General features: G+C 31.5%; 15 protein-coding genes. 12 read left to right on the top strand and 3 right to left on the bottom strand.

Annotated features, from left to right (window positions below; all coding sequences use genetic code 11):
* The first annotated feature begins 1 nt into the window (after nt 1).
* Nucleotides 2-1,096, top strand: a complete 1,095-nt coding sequence (locus GVY01_RS06940; protein ID WP_017637883.1) for a glycosyl hydrolase family 28-related protein — start codon at nt 2-4, stop codon at nt 1,094-1,096.
* A 59-nt stretch (nt 1,097-1,155) separates the two neighbouring features.
* On the opposite strand, the gene GVY01_RS06935 is transcribed toward GVY01_RS06940, so the two are convergent.
* Together GVY01_RS06935 and GVY01_RS06930 are read right to left on the bottom strand one after the other, a co-directional pair.
* On the bottom strand, nt 1,156-1,962 hold the full coding sequence (locus tag GVY01_RS06935) for a prephenate dehydratase (protein WP_108016959.1): 807 nt from the start codon (nt 1,960-1,962) through the stop codon (nt 1,156-1,158).
* 18 nt (nt 1,963-1,980) lie between these two features.
* On the bottom strand, nt 1,981-3,048 hold the full coding sequence (locus GVY01_RS06930; RefSeq protein ID WP_108016958.1) for a nitric oxide synthase oxygenase: 1,068 nt from the start codon (nt 3,046-3,048) through the stop codon (nt 1,981-1,983).
* A 229-nt stretch (nt 3,049-3,277) separates the two neighbouring features.
* On the opposite strand from GVY01_RS06930, the gene GVY01_RS06925 reads away from it, so the two are divergent.
* The 10 genes from GVY01_RS06925 (at nt 3,278) to GVY01_RS06880 (ending at nt 14,742) form a co-directional block, all read left to right on the top strand.
* Nucleotides 3,278-4,747, top strand: a complete 1,470-nt coding sequence (locus GVY01_RS06925) for a nicotinate phosphoribosyltransferase (protein ID WP_017637880.1) — start codon at nt 3,278-3,280, stop codon at nt 4,745-4,747.
* Nucleotides 4,740-5,561 carry an ammonia-dependent NAD(+) synthetase gene (gene nadE / locus GVY01_RS06920; RefSeq protein ID WP_017637879.1) on the top strand — a complete coding sequence of 274 codons (822 nt, stop codon included), beginning with the start codon at nt 4,740-4,742 and terminating at the stop codon, nt 5,559-5,561. Before GVY01_RS06925 ends, nadE begins: the two co-directional genes overlap by 8 nt.
* A 196-nt stretch (nt 5,562-5,757) precedes the next feature.
* The gene (locus GVY01_RS06915; RefSeq protein ID WP_046467424.1) at nt 5,758-6,357 is read left to right on the top strand and encodes a DUF2179 domain-containing protein; all 600 of its coding nucleotides are present in this window, start codon (nt 5,758-5,760) and stop codon (nt 6,355-6,357) included.
* Entirely contained in the window at nt 6,335-6,517 is a 183-nt protein-coding gene (locus tag GVY01_RS06910) for an NETI motif-containing protein (protein WP_029056018.1), read from the top strand. Before GVY01_RS06915 ends, GVY01_RS06910 begins: the two co-directional genes overlap by 23 nt.
* A gap of 236 nt (nt 6,518-6,753) precedes the next feature.
* The gene (purB, locus tag GVY01_RS06905) at nt 6,754-8,049 is read left to right on the top strand and encodes an adenylosuccinate lyase (RefSeq protein ID WP_017637876.1); all 1,296 of its coding nucleotides are present in this window, start codon (nt 6,754-6,756) and stop codon (nt 8,047-8,049) included.
* Between the two features lie 105 nt (nt 8,050-8,154).
* Nucleotides 8,155-8,457, top strand: coding sequence for a YerC/YecD family TrpR-related protein (locus GVY01_RS06900; RefSeq protein ID WP_017637875.1), 303 nt, complete (start codon nt 8,155-8,157; stop codon nt 8,455-8,457).
* Nucleotides 8,458-8,638: 181 nt separating this feature from the next.
* Complete coding sequence (locus tag GVY01_RS06895) at nt 8,639-9,331, top strand: heptaprenylglyceryl phosphate synthase (RefSeq protein ID WP_017637874.1); 693 nt, start codon at nt 8,639-8,641, stop codon at nt 9,329-9,331.
* Nucleotides 9,328-11,520, top strand: coding sequence for a DNA helicase PcrA (gene pcrA, locus GVY01_RS06890; protein ID WP_108016957.1), 2,193 nt, complete (start codon nt 9,328-9,330; stop codon nt 11,518-11,520). The genes GVY01_RS06895 and pcrA overlap by 4 nt, the downstream gene beginning before the upstream one ends.
* Nucleotides 11,521-11,523: 3 nt before the next feature.
* Entirely contained in the window at nt 11,524-13,530 is a 2,007-nt protein-coding gene (ligA, locus tag GVY01_RS06885; protein WP_159333689.1) for an NAD-dependent DNA ligase LigA, read from the top strand.
* Between the two features lie 9 nt (nt 13,531-13,539).
* Nucleotides 13,540-14,742 (top strand): CamS family sex pheromone protein, encoded by a 1,203-nt coding sequence (locus GVY01_RS06880; protein WP_017637871.1) that lies wholly within the window; start codon nt 13,540-13,542, stop codon nt 14,740-14,742.
* A gap of 58 nt (nt 14,743-14,800) precedes the next feature.
* On the opposite strand, the gene putP is transcribed toward GVY01_RS06880, so the two are convergent.
* A complete protein-coding gene (gene putP, locus GVY01_RS06875) occupies nt 14,801-16,339 on the bottom strand; it encodes a sodium/proline symporter PutP (RefSeq protein ID WP_159333688.1) in 1,539 nt (512 codons plus the stop codon).
* Nucleotides 16,340-16,762: 423 nt separating this feature from the next.
* Here putP and gatC point away from each other — a divergent pair, with 423 nt between their 5' ends.
* Nucleotides 16,763-17,065: an Asp-tRNA(Asn)/Glu-tRNA(Gln) amidotransferase subunit GatC gene (gene gatC / locus GVY01_RS06870; RefSeq protein ID WP_002452273.1), complete on the top strand. Its 303-nt coding sequence runs from the start codon at nt 16,763-16,765 to the stop codon at nt 17,063-17,065.

The following is a 17,065-nucleotide window of genomic DNA, read 5'->3' as shown; positions in this document are numbered from 1 at the left end:
CATGTTCATAAATGTGAAAGACTTTGGCGCAGAAGGTCATAATAAAGCGAAAGATACAAAAGCAATACAGCGTGCACTTAATAAAGCTAAAAATGGTGAACATACAGTTTATATCCCACAAGGGACTTACCATATAGGTAAAGCATTAGTGATATATGATTCAACAACATTACTATTAGATGATGAAACAAAATTATTGAGATGTAGTAAAGACGCGCTTTTGAAAAATGGGAAACCGTATATTTTCTATCGTGGATACACTGGTAATAGTCACATACATATTAAAGGTGGAACATTTGATATGAATGGAAGTAAGTATCCTTATAATAATACTGCGGTGTGTGTTGGTCATGCAGAAGATATACAATTTATTGGTGTTACATTTAAAAATGTTGTTGGAGGTCATGCAATTGATGCGTGTGGTATAAATGGACTACGAATAGCGAATTGTTCATTTGAAGGATTCTTAGATGTTGATGGTGACCGTTTCTTCTCAGAAGCAGTCCAATTAGATATTCAAGTACCAGGTGCTTTTCCCAAATTTGGTACAACTGATGGGACAATTACTAAAAATGCAGTCATAGAAAATTGTTATTTTGGACCTTCAGATGATGTTAAAATGAAATCTTGGAATAGAGCTATTGGTTCACATGCATCTAGATATGATTGCTTTTACGAAAACATTCACATTCGAAATAATATTTTTGATAGTATTCAAGAATACGCGTTAACTCCATTAAAATCACAAAATACATTTATTTCTAAAAATCAGTTTAAAAATTGTAATGGGGGTATACGCTTTTTAGGAGTAAAGGATGGCAAGAATGCTGCTGATGCATTCACAGGTCAAGATATGGGTGCACAAGCGGGTACAAACTTTAATGTAATAGGTAATGAATTTATAGGGAAAATGAAAAAAGATGCTATTCATATTAGAAGCTATAACAATATAAAACATAATAATGTATTTATTGCTGGTAACACATTTCATGATAAAACACAGAAGATACATCTTGAAGACATTAATCATCTCACTTTAAATCAAGATGATCATTTAGTTACTATCGAAAAAGAGAATGTTGAAAATATTAAATAAAAATAATAGTGCTATTTTCATTAGAATACTAAAATGAAAATAGCACTATTTACATATAATTATTTCCTAAATGCACCGATTAGTTTTGTTTCAAAATCTAATGTATTTAAGATAGTTATTACTTTTTCAATATCATTAGATAATTGGGCCTCTGCTTGTACAAAAAAATGATATTGACCTAGCTTGGTTTTAAGCGGGCGTGATTCAATCCAAGATAAATTAATATTAAATAAAGCAAAGGTATTTAATATACTAGCTAGTAATCCAGGTTTATCAAACTTCGGAGTAATTAAAAACATAGTAGTATTTGCATTTACATCAAATTGGGCATGGTTTGTAATAATTAAGAAACGTGTCGCATTATGTGGAAAGTCTTGTATATGTGTATCTAATTGTTGAAAACCATAATCTTCACCACTATTGACAGGTGCTATGGCACCTACATGTTTACTAATCATTTCAAATCCTTTTACAGTACTATCTACATAATCGTAATCAAAGTGATGATTCATAATATAATTTGATGTCTGACTTATAGCGGGTGCTATAGAATAGACTTTTTTAATATCTTCAATTTGGCTACCTGATTGTCCATATAACGCAAAATCAATATCTAAAAGGAGTTCACCGTGTGCATAAACGTCTTGTTTAGCTAGTGAATCAGCTACGATATTAATGGTTCCTTCTATAGAATTTTCAATAGGTACTAAACCAATAGTATCGTCATCCTGTGATGCACATTTAATAACCTCATATAAATTAGCTTTTGGTACAAAATCGATATTTTGCAATTTCAATTGTTCAACATATTTTTGAGAAGCCAAATACGAAAATGTACCTTTCGGACCTAAATAATATATCTTCATACCTTCACCTCGAATGATTTAATGGAAAGGGCACTTCGTCTCATTCGATTTTTTATAGAAAAAGTTAGGGTCTCGCATCGTATTATCAAAGCCATGATGATAATTTTTTGTAAGCGTAGGTGAAATCGGTGGTGCAAGCCAAGACCATTTTCCTGTAACTTGTCGTTGATGTTTTTCTTCATTTTTTTCAAACATTTCAAATTGTTTAGAAGCAGTTAAATGATCCACGATTGACACGCCATGTGCTTTAAAAGAATGGTAGACCGCGTAATTGAGTTCCAGTAGTGCTCTGTCCTTATTAAAAGAATTATTTTTAAGTGTATCAAACTCGAACGCTTCTGCAACCTTTTCTAACAAATTGTATCTATAACTATCAGTAAAATTCCTAACCCCAATTTCAGTAACCATATACCAACCATTAAATGGTGCTGTAGGGTAAGTTATTCCACCAATTTGTAAGTCCATATTTGAAATGATAGGGACAGCATACCATTTTAAATTCAATTCTTTTAATTTTGGATAATTTTCATGTTCAATAGGTACTTCTTTAATCAAAGATTTTGGATATTCAAAGTATTTAATTGGACCTTCACCAATTTGATAAATTAGTGGTAAAACGTCGAAATCTCCACCATCACCTTGCCATCCTAAATGTTGTGAAAGTTGAGTGATTTCACGTTCTGATGGATCTCCTTTTTCTTCATAACCTGCATAGCGAATTAACTGATTGTTATAAATTTTGGGCGGATGGTCTGGATGGAAAATAGTGATGTAAGGTTTAATTTTTCCGCCATTAGTACTTTTTTCAATATGATTACATATAGAATCAATAAAATTACTTTCTTCGGTAATATCTCTTGCGTCGTTAACATTAAGTGATTCCCAAAATAATCTGCCAATACATCTGTTCGAATTTCTCCAAGCCATCTTAGCACCATAAATTAACTCATCTGTAGTATGTCTATATGTTCCAGTTTGTTGAATGCTTTCTGTCACTTCATTGATTCGTTTGTCGATATCTTCTTGAGAATAATTGAGTTCTGAATACATTGTTTTAATAAATGTCGTTGCTTTGTCTATTAACATTTGAAACACCTCATAAGTATTATAATCTACAGATAGAAAATGCACATTCAATAAATTCAATTGTCATGAATTTGTCGTAACGTTCAGCATAAAAATACCGTGATAGATAAAAGTTATGTAATGAATTATTAAATTGAAAATATGATTGGGTTATAATCTCAGTTATTACCTAGATAAATTGAATTATGATAAAATAATTATAAAAGAATGGTCGAATGGAGAGATACGAGTGTACCAATTTGAAGACGACAGTTTAATGCTACAAAATGATTTATATCAATTAAATATGGCAGAAAGTTATTGGAATGATGGCATTCACGAGAGAATGGCTGTTTTTGATTTATATTTCAGAAGTATGCCTTTCAATGGTGGATACGCTGTATTCAATGGTCTTAAACGTGTAATTGATTTTATGGATAATTTTGGATTTTCAGATACTGATATTGAATATTTAAAAACTATCGGTTATCAAGATGATTTTTTAAACTATCTTAAAAATTTAAAATTCACAGGACATATTCATTCAATGCAAGAGGGTGAAATATGTTTTGGTAATGAACCTTTGCTAAGAGTTGAAGCACCATTAATTCAAGCACAACTTTTAGAAACAGTATTATTAAATATTATTAATTTCCATACATTGATTGCTACTAAAGCAAGTCGTATTCGTCAAATTGCAAGTGACGATATATTAATGGAATTTGGTACTAGACGTGGCCAAGAACTAGATGCAGCTTTATGGGGGGCTAGAGCAGCATACATAGGTGGTTTTGATTCAACAAGTAACGTAAGAGCAGGAAAACTATTCGGTATTCCTGTTTCAGGAACACATGCGCATGCTTTAGTACAAACTTATGGCGATGAATACATTGCTTTTAAAAAATATGCTGAACGACATAAAGATTGTGTCTTTTTAGTAGATACATTCCATACACTAAAATCTGGTGTACCTACAGCAATCAAAGTAGCTAAAGAATTAGGAGACAAAATTAATTTCATAGGTATTCGATTAGATTCAGGTGATATTGCATACCTTTCAAAAGAAGCGCGTCGAATGTTAGATGAAGCTGGATTTAAAGATGCTAAAATTATTGCTTCTAATGATTTAGACGAAGAAACAATTACAAGTTTAAAAGCTCAAGGCGCAAAAGTAGACTCATGGGGCGTTGGAACTAAATTAATTACCGGATTTGATCAACCTGCTTTAGGTGCAGTGTATAAATTAGTTGCTATAGAAAATAGTGACGGCACATATAGTGATCGTATTAAATTATCTAACAATCCTGAAAAAGTAACTACACCAGGTAAGAAAAATGTTTATAGAATTATAAATAAAAAGACAGGTAAAGCAGAAGGAGATTATATAACGTTACATGGTGAAGACCCTAGAAAAGAAAAACCATTAAAATTATTCCATCCTGTTCACACATTTAAAATGAAATTTATCAAAGATTTTGAAGCCATTGATTTACATCATTCTATTTTTGAAAATGGACAACTCGTATACGAATTGCCAAGCGTACAAGAAGCTCAAAGTTACTTAAATGAAGGACTTAAAACATTTTGGGATGAAAATAAACGTTACTTAAATCCACAAGAATATCCGGTTGATTTAAGTACAGCTTGTTGGGAAAATAAACATAAACGCATCTTTGAAGTAGCAGAACACGTAAAAGAAATGGAGGAAGATCATGAGTAATTTACAAGACATTGTAGTAAAAGAAATGAAAGTAAAACCTCAAATTGATGTTGAAACAGAAGTGCAAGAAATTAAACATTTTATAAAAAAATATGTACAATCACATGATTTTATCAAATCATTAGTATTGGGTATTTCTGGAGGACAAGATTCAACATTAGCAGGTAAACTAGTACAATTAGCTGTAAATGAATTACGTGAAGAAGGTAGAGCGTGTCAATTTATAGCAGTTAAACTTCCATATGGTGTTCAATCAGATGCAGACGAAGTTGAAGATGCATTAAAATTTATTAATCCTGATCAAACGATCACAGTTAATATTAAACCCGCTGTAGATATGAGCGTTAAATCATTACAAGAAGCGGGGATCACTTTAACAGATTTCCAAAAAGGAAATGAAAAAGCACGCGAACGAATGAAAGTACAATTTTCTATTGCCTCAAATCAATCTGGAATAGTTGTTGGCACTGATCATTCAGCTGAAAATATTACAGGTTTTTATACGAAATATGGTGATGGGGCAGCTGATATAGCTCCATTATTCGGTCTAGATAAACGACAAGGACGAGCGTTACTAAAATATTTAGATGCACCTGCACATTTATATGAAAAAATTCCAACTGCAGATTTAGAAGAAGATAAACCTCAATTACCTGACGAGGAAGCATTGGGAGTAACATATAATGAGATTGATGATTATTTAGAAGGTAAAGAAGTTTCAAGCCAAGCAAAAGAGAAAATTGAAAATCATTATATTAAAAACGCTCATAAACGAGAACTCGCATACACTCGTTATACTTGGCCTAAAAACTAAATTGAAAATCGATACATTGAATCGTAAATATACATGAGCATGTTGGTATATGTTTACGGTTCAATTTTGTTAATTCACATAAAATGAAAATAAAACATTGATATTAATTTAATAGAATGAATTTTAACTTTGACGTGACAAAGATTAAAATGACTGTTAAAATAATTTGGATTTCAAGTAAGAAAAGGGGAATATTATGTCAGCGATTGCTCAAAATCCCTGGTTAATGGTGTTTGCAATCTTTGTTATTAATGTATGCTACGTTACATGTTTAACAATGAGAACAATATTAACTTTAAAAGGGTACCGTTATGTAGCTGCGATTGTAAGTTTCGTTGAAGTTTTAATTTACGTCGTAGGTCTAGGATTAGTAATGTCTAGTTTAGATCAAATTCAAAATATTGTAGCTTATGCATTTGGTTTTTCAATAGGTATCATTGTTGGTATGAAAATTGAAGAAAAACTTGCGCTTGGATATACAGTTGTCAATGCAACATCTTCTGAATACGAGTTAGACTTACCAAATGAACTTCGTAATTTAGGTTATGGTGTTACCCACTATGAAGCATTTGGCCGGGATGGAAGTCGTTTGGTGATGCAAGTATTAACGCCAAGAAAATATGAATTAAAATTAATGGATACTATTAAAAACTTAGATCCTAAAGCATTTATTATTGCTTATGAACCAAGAAATATTCATGGTGGATTCTGGGTTAAAGGAGTGCGTAAGCGTAAACTTAAAGCATACGAACCAGAAGAATTAGAAAGTGTTGTTGAACATGAAGTTCAAAGTTAATGACAACGAAACCATTGCAGATTGTCTGAAACGAATGAAAGATGAAGGGTATATGCCAACAAGACGAATTGAGAAACCCATTTATAAAGAAAATAAAGACGGTAGTCTTGAAGTACTAAAACAAGATATTATTTTTATCGGTAAAAAAATAACAGAATAATATTTAAGAAAACCACTCTAATCTAATGATTTGAGTGGTTTTTAATATTGATAATTGTGTTCACTTTGAAGATGAAATAAAATATGATTATAAGTATATTAGAATTACACAAATAAGGTTGATTCTGTTAAAATAAAAAGCGAAAGATAAAAGACGAACTATAAACGGAAATTCGTTTTTAATGTACAGTTTTTAGAAATAAAATTATAAATACACATATGATAGGAGCTTAAACAATGATTGAACGTTATTCTAGAGAAGAAATGTCGTCTATTTGGACAGACCAAAACCGCTATGAAGCATGGCTTGAAGTTGAAATTTTAGCATCAGAAGCATGGAGCGAGTTAGGATATATTCCTAAAGAAGATGTTAAAAAAATACGTCAAAATGCCAAAGTAGATGTTGAACGTGCAAAAGAAATTGAACAAGAAACAAGACATGATGTTGTAGCATTTACTAGACAAGTTTCAGAAACATTAGGCGACGAAAGAAAATGGGTTCATTATGGATTAACTTCTACAGATGTAGTTGATACAGCATTAAGCTATGTCATTAAACAAGCAAACGATATTATTGAAAAAGATTTAGAAAGATTTATTAAAGTTTTAGAAGACAAAGCAAAAAATTATAAATACACTTTAATGATGGGAAGAACACATGGGGTACATGCTGAGCCTACTACATTTGGTGTAAAAATGGCATTATGGTATACAGAAATGCAACGTAATTTAAAACGTTTTAAAGAAGTTAGAGAAGAAATTGAAGTAGGAAAAATGAGTGGTGCTGTTGGTACATTTGCTAATATTCCACCTGAAATTGAAAGCTATGTATGTAAACATTTAGGTTTAGGTGCAGCACCAGTTTCAACACAAACATTACAACGTGATCGCCATGCTTACTATATTGCAACATTGGCACTGATAGCTACTTCTTTAGAAAAATTTGCAGTTGAAATCAGAAACTTACAAAAAACTGAAACTCGTGAAGTAGAAGAAGCATTTGCTAAAGGACAAAAAGGGTCATCAGCAATGCCACATAAACGTAATCCTATCGGTTCTGAAAATATTACTGGTATTTCTCGTGTTATACGTGGTTATATCACTACTGCATATGAGAACGTTCCATTATGGCATGAACGTGATATTTCACATTCATCAGCTGAACGAATCATGTTACCTGATGTAACAATTGCTTTAGACTATGCATTAAATAGATTTACTAACATTGTTGATCGTTTGACTGTGTACGAAGAAAATATGCAAGCGAATATTGATAAAACATTTGGTTTAATTTATTCTCAACGTGTACTACTTTCACTTATAAATAAAGGTATGGTACGTGAAGAAGCTTATGATACAGTTCAACCTAAAGCGATGAAATCTTGGGAAACTAAAACACCATTTAGAGAACTTATTGAACAAGATAGCAAAATCACAGATATATTATCTAAAGAAGACCTAGATGAATGCTTTAACCCTAAACATCATTTAAATCAAGTAGATACTATTTTCAAAAGAGCTGGCTTAGAATAATAAGTGATTAACTTAAAATCCTATACTTTTTATCATAAAACTACTACACTTTAACTTATTAGTAAGTTAAAATGATAAAAGAATATGCATATAGGAGCTGTTACGATGCAAATTGAAAAATTACGCGGGGATGCATTAAATGAATTGTTTGATGCAATTCTTACATTAGAAAATAGAGAAGAATGCTATCAGTTTTTCGATGATTTATGTACAGTGAATGAAATTCAATCACTTTCTCAACGACTTCAAGTAGCTAAAATGATTAAACAAGGATACACATATGCAACTATAGAACAAGAATCTGGCGCATCGACGGCAACAATATCTCGTGTAAAACGTTCTTTACAATGGGGTAATGATGCTTACACGATGATTTTAAATCGATTAAATATCGATACAAAAGAATAATATAAGATGAAACGATCGCAACATTAAAGTTTAACGACGATAATATGTTGACGATCGTTTCCTTTTTTATCAATTCTTAAAAATTTTAGAAATAAGTTGTACATTTTCACGATATCTGTTTAGAACTAAAAAGTTAAAAATGATATAATTTAAGGTATGTTAAAAAAAGGAGTTTCATGTAATGTATAACATTAAACAATGGCGCCATGTATTTAAATTAGACCCCGCAAAGACTATTTCTGACAATGATTTAGATGCAATATGTATGTCTAACACTGATGCTATTATCTTAGGGGGCACAGATAATGTGACAGAAGATAATGTCATTCAATTAATGAGTAGAGTTAGACGTTACCCATTACCACTTGTTTTAGAAGTTTCAAATATAGAGAGTGTTATGCCAGGTTTTGATTTTTATTTTATTCCAACAGTATTGAATAGTAATAATGTCAAATACCATAATGGAATGCTCCTCGAAGCTTTGAAAGAATATGGACATGTCATTGATTTTGATGAGGTAATATTTGAGGGTTATCTTGTAATGAATGAAGATAGCAAAGTTGCACAACGAACAAATGCTAATACACAATTAGATATAAATGATATAGATGCATATGCGTTAATGGCTAATGAATTATATCGTTTTCCCATTATGTACTTAGAAAATAGTGGAAAATATGGGGAAGTAGACACAGTGAAATCAGTTAAAGATACGCTAACGACAACACAGCTATTTTATGGTGGTGGTATCACTACTTTATCTCAAGCCAAAGAGATGGCTGAGTATGCCGATACTATAGTTGTTGGAGATATTATTTATAAAGATATAAAAAAAGCATTAAAAACAGTTAAGGTAAAGGAGTCTAGTAAATGAATTCATTAGTAAAAAATATGAATACAGAGCAAAGTGAAGCTGTCAGAACTACAGAAGGCCCACTATTAATTATGGCAGGTGCAGGATCTGGTAAAACACGAGTACTAACACATAGAATCGCATATTTATTAGACGAGAAAGATGTATCACCTTATAATATTTTGGCAATTACATTTACTAATAAAGCAGCTAAAGAAATGAAAGCAAGAGTTGAACAATTGGTTGGTGAAGAAGCTCAAGTCATTTGGATGTCTACATTCCACTCAATGTGCGTTCGAATCTTACGTCGTGATGCTGATCGTATAGGAATAGAACGTAATTTCACTATTATTGACCCAACAGACCAAAAATCTGTTATCAAAGATGTATTGAAAAATGAAAATATTGATAGCAAACGTTTTGAACCACGTATGTTTATAGGCGCTATTAGTAATTTGAAAAACGAATTAAAAACACCAGAAGATGCCCAAAATGAAGCAAATGACTATCATTCACAAATGGTAGCTACAGTTTATAAAGGATATCAACGACAATTATCAAGAAATGAAGCATTAGATTTTGATGATTTAATTATGACTACTATTAATTTGTTTGAAAGAGTACCTGAAGCTTTAGAGTATTATCAAAATAAATTCCAATATATTCATGTTGATGAGTACCAAGATACCAATAAAGCACAATACACATTAATCAAATTATTAGCCAATAAATTTAAAAATTTATGTGTCGTTGGTGATTCAGACCAATCTATATATGGTTGGCGTGGTGCAGATATTCAAAACATTTTATCATTCGAAGAAGATTATCCTAATGCCAAAACGATTTTCTTAGAACAAAATTATCGTTCAACTAAAACAATTTTAAATGCTGCCAATGAAGTCATTAAAAACAATACAGAAAGAAAACCAAAAGGATTGTGGACTGCTAATACAGGCGGAGACAAAATAAATTATTACGAAGCAACAACAGAACGTGATGAAGCTGAATACGTAGTAAAAGAAATTATGAAACATCAGCGTAATGGAAAGAAATATAGTGATATGGCTATATTATATAGAACGAACGCGCAATCACGTGTATTAGAAGAAACATTTATGAAATCTAATATACCTTATACAATGGTTGGCGGCCAAAAATTCTATGATCGTAAAGAAATTAAAGATTTATTAAGTTACTTAAGAGTTATTGCCAATAGTAATGATGATATTAGTTTACAACGTATTATTAATGTCCCAAAACGTGGTGTAGGTCCATCATCAGTTGAAAAAATACAAACCTATGCAGTTCAAAACAATATAAGTATGTTCGATGCTTTAGGTGAAGTTGATTTTATAGGACTATCTAAAAAAGTTACTCAAGAATGTATTTCTTTTTATGAAATGATTCAAAATTTAATTAAAGAGCAAGAATTTCTTGAAATAAGTGAAATAGTGGAAGAAGTTTTAGTTAAGTCAGGTTATAGAGATATGCTTGATAGAGAACAAACTCTAGAATCACGTAGTCGTTTAGAAAACCTAGATGAATTTATGTCAGTGCCTAAAGATTATGAAGAAAATACACCACTTGAAGAACAATCATTAATCAACTTTTTAACAGATTTATCACTTGTTGCTGACATTGATGAAGCGGATACAGAGTCAGGAGTTACATTGATGACAATGCACTCTGCTAAAGGGTTAGAGTTTCCGATTGTATTTATTATGGGAATGGAAGAATCGCTTTTCCCACATATTAGAGCAATTAAAAGTGATGACGACCATGAAATGGAAGAAGAGCGAAGAATTTGTTATGTAGCGATAACACGAGCTGAGGAAACACTATACATTACTAACGCAACAACACGTATGTTGTTTGGACGTTCTCAATCCAATATGCCATCTCGATTTTTAAAAGAAATTCCTGAAGATTTAATGGAAAGTCATTCTGGTAGTAAACGACAAACAATTCAACCTATGGCGAAACCAACTCAAAAACGCGGCTTTAGTAAGAGAACAACTTCATCTAAAAAACAAGTAACTTCTTCTGACTGGAAAGTAGGAGATAAAGTTACTCATAAAGCATGGGGAGAAGGTATGGTTAGTAACGTTAATGAAAAAAATGGTTCTGTAGAATTAGATATTATATTTAAATCAGAAGGACCTAAGCGATTACTAGCTCAATTTGCACCAATTGAAAAAAAGGAGGACTAGTGGATGAATGATATGCAAAATCGTGTGAATGAATTACATGATTTATTAAATCAATATAGTTACGAATATTACGTTCAAGATAATCCATCAGTTCCTGATAGTGAATACGATAAATTATTACATGAACTTATTCATATAGAAGAAGAACACCCTGAATATAAAACGCCAGATTCACCTACAGTAAGAGTAGGAGGGGAAGCCCAATCTACATTTGAAAAGGTAAATCATGATACACCAATGCTAAGTTTAGGGAATGCTTTTAATGAAGAAGATTTAAGAAAATTTGATCAACGTATACGTGATAATATAGGTAAAGTAGAATATATGTGTGAACTTAAAATTGATGGTTTAGCTGTATCATTAAAATATCAAAATGGCCGTTTTGTACAAGGTTTAACTCGTGGAGATGGTACAACTGGAGAAGATATTACTGAAAACTTAAGAACGATACATGCTATTCCATTAAAAATTAAAGAACCCTTAAATTTTGAGGTGCGTGGAGAAGCATATATGCCAAGACAATCATTTATGAATTTAAATGAAGAAAAGGAAAACAACGGTGAACAACCTTTTGCTAATCCTCGAAATGCAGCAGCAGGTTCATTAAGACAATTAGATTCTAAATTAGCAGCTAAAAGAAAATTAAGTGTTTTCTTATACAGCATTAATGACTTTACTGATTTTGAAGCGACAACTCAAAGTGGCGCCTTAGATGAATTAGATCAATTAGGTTTTAAAACTAATCATGAACGTGAAAGAGTATCTGATATAGATGGCGTTCTGAAATATATTGAAAAATGGACAGCTCAGCGAGAAAAATTATCTTATGATATAGATGGCATTGTCATTAAAGTGAATGACTTAGAACAACAAGACGAGATGGGATTCACTCAAAAATCTCCACGTTGGGCTATTGCATATAAATTTCCTGCTGAAGAAGTTGTAACTGAACTATTGGACATTGAGTTAAGTATAGGTCGAACGGGCGTTGTAACACCAACCGCGATACTTGAACCAGTAAGAGTAGCGGGAACTACAGTTTCAAGAGCTTCATTACATAATGAAGATTTAATTCATGAAAGAGATATAAGAATTGGAGATAGCGTAGTCATCAAAAAGGCTGGCGATATTATTCCAGAGGTTGTAAAAAGTATTTTAGATCGTCGACCTGATGATGCCAAAACTTATCATATGCCAATACATTGTCCAAGTTGTAATCATGAACTTGTAAGGATAGAAGGGGAAGTAGCTTTAAGATGTATTAATCCTAAATGCCAGGCACAACTCATCGAAGGACTAATTCATTTTGTATCTCGCCAAGCAATGAATATAGACGGATTAGGAACTAAGATTATTCAACAACTTTATGAAAATAATTTAATTAAAGATGTTGCTGATATATTCTATTTAACTGAAGACGATTTATTACCACTGGATCGCATGGGAAGTAAAAAAGTTGAAAATTTACTTGAAGCAATTCATAAAGCAAAATCACAATCTCTAGAACATTTATTATTTGGTTTAGGTATTAGACATCTTGGGGTTAAAGCAAGCAGAGTATTAGCCGAGAAACATGAAACAATGGATCGACTAATTGAAGTAACAGAGGAAGAACTGGTAGGCATCCATGATATAGGCGATAAGTTAGCTCAATCTGTTGTTACCTATTTAGATAATGAAGATATTCGTGCATTAATTCAAAAACTAAAAGATAAAAATGTTAATATGACATACAAAGGTGTCAAAACAACAGAAATTGAAGGGCATCCAGAATTTAGTGGTAAAACGATTGTATTAACAGGTAAATTAGAACAAATGACACGTAATGAAGCATCACAATGGTTACAAATGCAAGGTGCCAAAGTAACTAATAGTGTAACCAAAAGTACAGATTTACTTATTGCTGGTGCTGATGCAGGTTCTAAACTAACTAAAGCTGAAAAATTTGGAACAGAAATTTGGACTGAAGATGAATTTGCGACAAAACAAAAGGAAATCAATAATGAGTGAGGTACGTCGATGAAGAGAACAATAATTTTACTTATCTCGACAATTTTTATTCTAACCGCATGCAGTAATGATAAAGACAAAAAGTCAGATCAAGACACAAATCAATCAAAAGATAGTCATTCATCACAAGTGAAACAAGTAGCTACGGATAAAAATGTTCAAGGCGATGATTATCGTACTATTTTGCCTTTTAAAGAAAGTCAGTCACGTGGCCTTTTACAAGATAATATGGCAAATAGTTATAATAGTGAAGGTTTCGAATCTGGACTATTAGAACTAAGTAAAGAAGTCTTTCCAACAGATAAATACTTATATCAAGATGGACAATTTTTAGATAAAAAAACGATTAATGCATATTTGGATCCTAAATATACTAAAAAAGAAATAGATAACATGAGTGAGAAGGAAAAGAAAAAGAAAAAAGCTAATGAAAACTTAGGGCTTAATCCTTCTCACCAAGGGGAAACAGATCCAACTAAAATAGCAGAAAAGTCACCAGCATATTTATCCAATATTTTAGAACAAGATTTCTATGGTAATAGCGATTCAAAAGGTAAGAACATTAAAGGTATGACGATTGGTTTAGCAATGAATAGCAAATATTATTACCAAAAGGAAAAAGACGGTGAAACCTATAGTAAAAAATTAGATGACAAAGAAATAGAAAAGCAAGGTAAGGCAATGGCAAGTGAAATGTTATCAAGATTAAGAGAAAACAGTGATTTAAAAGATATTCCAATTCACTTCGCTATATATAAACAAAGTAGTCAGGAATCTATCACACCTGGAGAATTTATAGCAGGTGCGACTGCAGATGATGGTCAAACTAAAATCAATGATTGGAAATCAATCAATGAAAAAACTGCTCTATTACCATCTTCAACAGCGGCTGACTATGATGAATCATTAAATAATAATTTCAAACAATTTAATGATAATTTACAATCTTACTTTTCTAACTTTACTCAAGCAGTAGGTAAAGTAAAATTTGTTGATAAAAAAGCAAAACAATTAACAGTTGACTTACCAATAGATTATTACGGTCAAGCTGAGACAATTGGTATTACTCAATATGTTACAGAACAGGCTAAGAAATATTTTGATAATATAGATGAATATGAAATTAGAATTAAAGATGGTAATAATCCGCGCGCATTGATTAGTAAAAATAAAGACGATAAAGAACCAGAAGTACACATTTACCATAATTAAATTTAACTAAAAATTAGGGTCCGAGATATAAAGTTCTCGGACCCTAATATATTAGTTTCTATTTTTCTTTAACAATTTGTTTCACTTTAGCTAAATCGTTATTTACAAAGTCACCTGGTTTAGCTGTTAATTTACTTACGACATAAGTAACGATGACACTTACTATAAATCCAGGAATGATTTCATACATACCTAATAATTCATTGATAGAAGCTAGAGGTTTAATCCAAGCAATCCAAATAATAACTACCAATGCTCCGCTAATCATTCCACTAATTGCACCAGCTCTAGTTAAATCTTTCCAATATAATGAAAATAATACTAACGGGCTAAATGATGCACCAAAGCCAGCCCATGCATTACCAACTAAATTAAGAATAGTGTCATTTGGGTACCACGCAATGACAATTGCAATAATGGCAACAATTAATACTGATAATCTACCAACCATTACAAACTCTTTTTGATGAGTAGCTGCTTTTTCTTCACCGCGAATAAGTTTATAAAAATCTTCGGTTAAAGAACTTGAAGTAACTAATAATTGTGAAGAAATAGTACTCATAATGGCTGCTAAAATTGCAGCAAGTAAAAATCCGCCAACAAGTGGGTGGAATAAAATTTGACTCATAATAATAAATAACGTTTCTGGATCTTCCATTTTTATATTTCTTTCTGATATAAATGCAATACCTGTTAATCCAACGCCTACTGCTCCTAAAAGTCCGATAACCATCCAACTAATACCTAGACGTCTTGCTTTAGGTAATAATTTATGTGATTTAATAGACATAAAACGTACGATAATATGAGGTTGTCCAAAATAGCCTAAGCCCCATGAAAATAAGGAAATAATTCCAATTACTGTTGTCCCTTTAAAAATATCCATATTAGTAGGTTTCATTTCAGCAACTCTACTAAAAGTATCTAAACCATTTAACTGCATCATCGCAACAATTGGTACCATAACCATGGCGATTAGCATAATAACACCCTGAAAAAAATCTGTAATTGATACGGCTAAGTATCCTCCAAAGAAAGTGTAGAAAATTACTATAATAGCTACAAGTATTAATCCATAATGATAATTTAAGCCGAACGCACTTTCAAATAACTTTCCACCTGAAACAAATCCAGAGTGCGTATATAACGTAAAAAATATAACAATAATTAAACCTGAAATAATTTTAATGATATTTTGTTGGTCATTTAATCTGTTTTTAAAGAAATCTGGAAGGGTGATAGCATCTCCCGCTATTTCTGTATAAACTCTTAACCTAGGTGCAACGACCCAATAATTGATATAGGCGCCAAGTGTTAATCCAATTGTTATCCACATCGCAGATAAACCAGTGCTATATACCGACCCCGGTAACCCCATAATCATCCAACCGCTCATATCAGAAGCTCCTGCAGATAATGCAGTGATATAAGGTCCTATACTACGACCGCCCAACATAAACTCGCTTAAATTACCAGTAGCTTGTTTGTAACCATAAAACCCAATAATAAGTAAAATAATGAAGTAAATGGCAATCATAATATAGGTTTGCCAATTTGCATTCACTTGCTGATTAAGTGCTGTCCCCAAATATAGCATTTTAAACACTCCCTTATATAAGTATTTATTTGTGTCACATGTAATATTATACATTATAGTTAAAAGTTTAGAAAAGTGAAAAAATAAAATTTTGTTTTTAATCAACTTTAAGTGCTTTATGTAAAGAGGATACTTTAATAAATGTGTGTTGTTTATTGTTTATTAATTATGCATAATAATGTATCCAAAGATATACTTAGTGATATTTTTTCAATAAATATGCTTTTATTTATAAATAAGTAACAAAAACACAATTAACAATCGATGTGGTTCGAGTTTATTTCACTCCAATATTTGAATAAATATCAACCTAAGATATGAAATGAGTTATTTAAATTGCCATCACTCAATAAATACTTAGATTTTTAAATGAATATTTGATACAATTTAGTGATGAATGAGTAATAAGGAGGCTTTTATTTAATGACTAAAGTAACACGTGAAGAAGTTGAACATATAGCTAATTTAGCCAGACTTCAAATTTCTCCTGAAGAAACGGATGAAATGGCCAATACATTAGAAAGTATTTTAGATTTTGCTAAACAAAATGATAGTGCTGATACAGAAGGTGTAGAACCAACATATCATGTATTAGATTTACAAAATGTATTACGTGAAGATAAAGCTATCGAGGGCATTCCTCAAGAATTAGCATTAAAAAATGCAAAAGAAACTGAAAATGGACAATTTAAAGTTCCAGCCATCATGAATGAGGAGGACGCTTAA

The organism is Staphylococcus sp. 8AQ, assembly GCF_902506595.1.
Taxonomy (GTDB): domain Bacteria; phylum Bacillota; class Bacilli; order Staphylococcales; family Staphylococcaceae; genus Staphylococcus; species Staphylococcus pasteuri.
This window is presented reverse-complemented; position numbering and strand designations above follow the sequence as displayed.

What these genes read in the sequence shown, in the direction of transcription:
- GVY01_RS06940 (WP_017637883.1), top strand. Translation starts at nt 2, where the DNA reads ATGTTCATAAATGTGAAAGACTTTGGCGCAGAAGGTCATAATAAAGCG.
- GVY01_RS06935 (WP_108016959.1), bottom strand. Translation starts at nt 1,962, where the DNA reads ATGAAGATATATTATTTAGGTCCGAAAGGTACATTTTCGTATTTGGCT.
- GVY01_RS06930 (WP_108016958.1), bottom strand. Translation starts at nt 3,048, where the DNA reads ATGTTAATAGACAAAGCAACGACATTTATTAAAACAATGTATTCAGAA.
- nadE (WP_017637879.1), top strand. Translation starts at nt 4,740, where the DNA reads ATGAGTAATTTACAAGACATTGTAGTAAAAGAAATGAAAGTAAAACCT.
- GVY01_RS06915 (WP_046467424.1), top strand. Translation starts at nt 5,758, where the DNA reads ATGTCAGCGATTGCTCAAAATCCCTGGTTAATGGTGTTTGCAATCTTT.
- purB (WP_017637876.1), top strand. Translation starts at nt 6,754, where the DNA reads ATGATTGAACGTTATTCTAGAGAAGAAATGTCGTCTATTTGGACAGAC.
- GVY01_RS06900 (WP_017637875.1), top strand. Translation starts at nt 8,155, where the DNA reads ATGCAAATTGAAAAATTACGCGGGGATGCATTAAATGAATTGTTTGAT.
- GVY01_RS06895 (WP_017637874.1), top strand. Translation starts at nt 8,639, where the DNA reads ATGTATAACATTAAACAATGGCGCCATGTATTTAAATTAGACCCCGCA.
- pcrA (WP_108016957.1), top strand. Translation starts at nt 9,328, where the DNA reads ATGAATTCATTAGTAAAAAATATGAATACAGAGCAAAGTGAAGCTGTC.
- ligA (WP_159333689.1), top strand. Translation starts at nt 11,524, where the DNA reads ATGAATGATATGCAAAATCGTGTGAATGAATTACATGATTTATTAAAT.
- GVY01_RS06880 (WP_017637871.1), top strand. Translation starts at nt 13,540, where the DNA reads ATGAAGAGAACAATAATTTTACTTATCTCGACAATTTTTATTCTAACC.
- putP (WP_159333688.1), bottom strand. Translation starts at nt 16,339, where the DNA reads ATGCTATATTTGGGGACAGCACTTAATCAGCAAGTGAATGCAAATTGG.
- gatC (WP_002452273.1), top strand. Translation starts at nt 16,763, where the DNA reads ATGACTAAAGTAACACGTGAAGAAGTTGAACATATAGCTAATTTAGCC.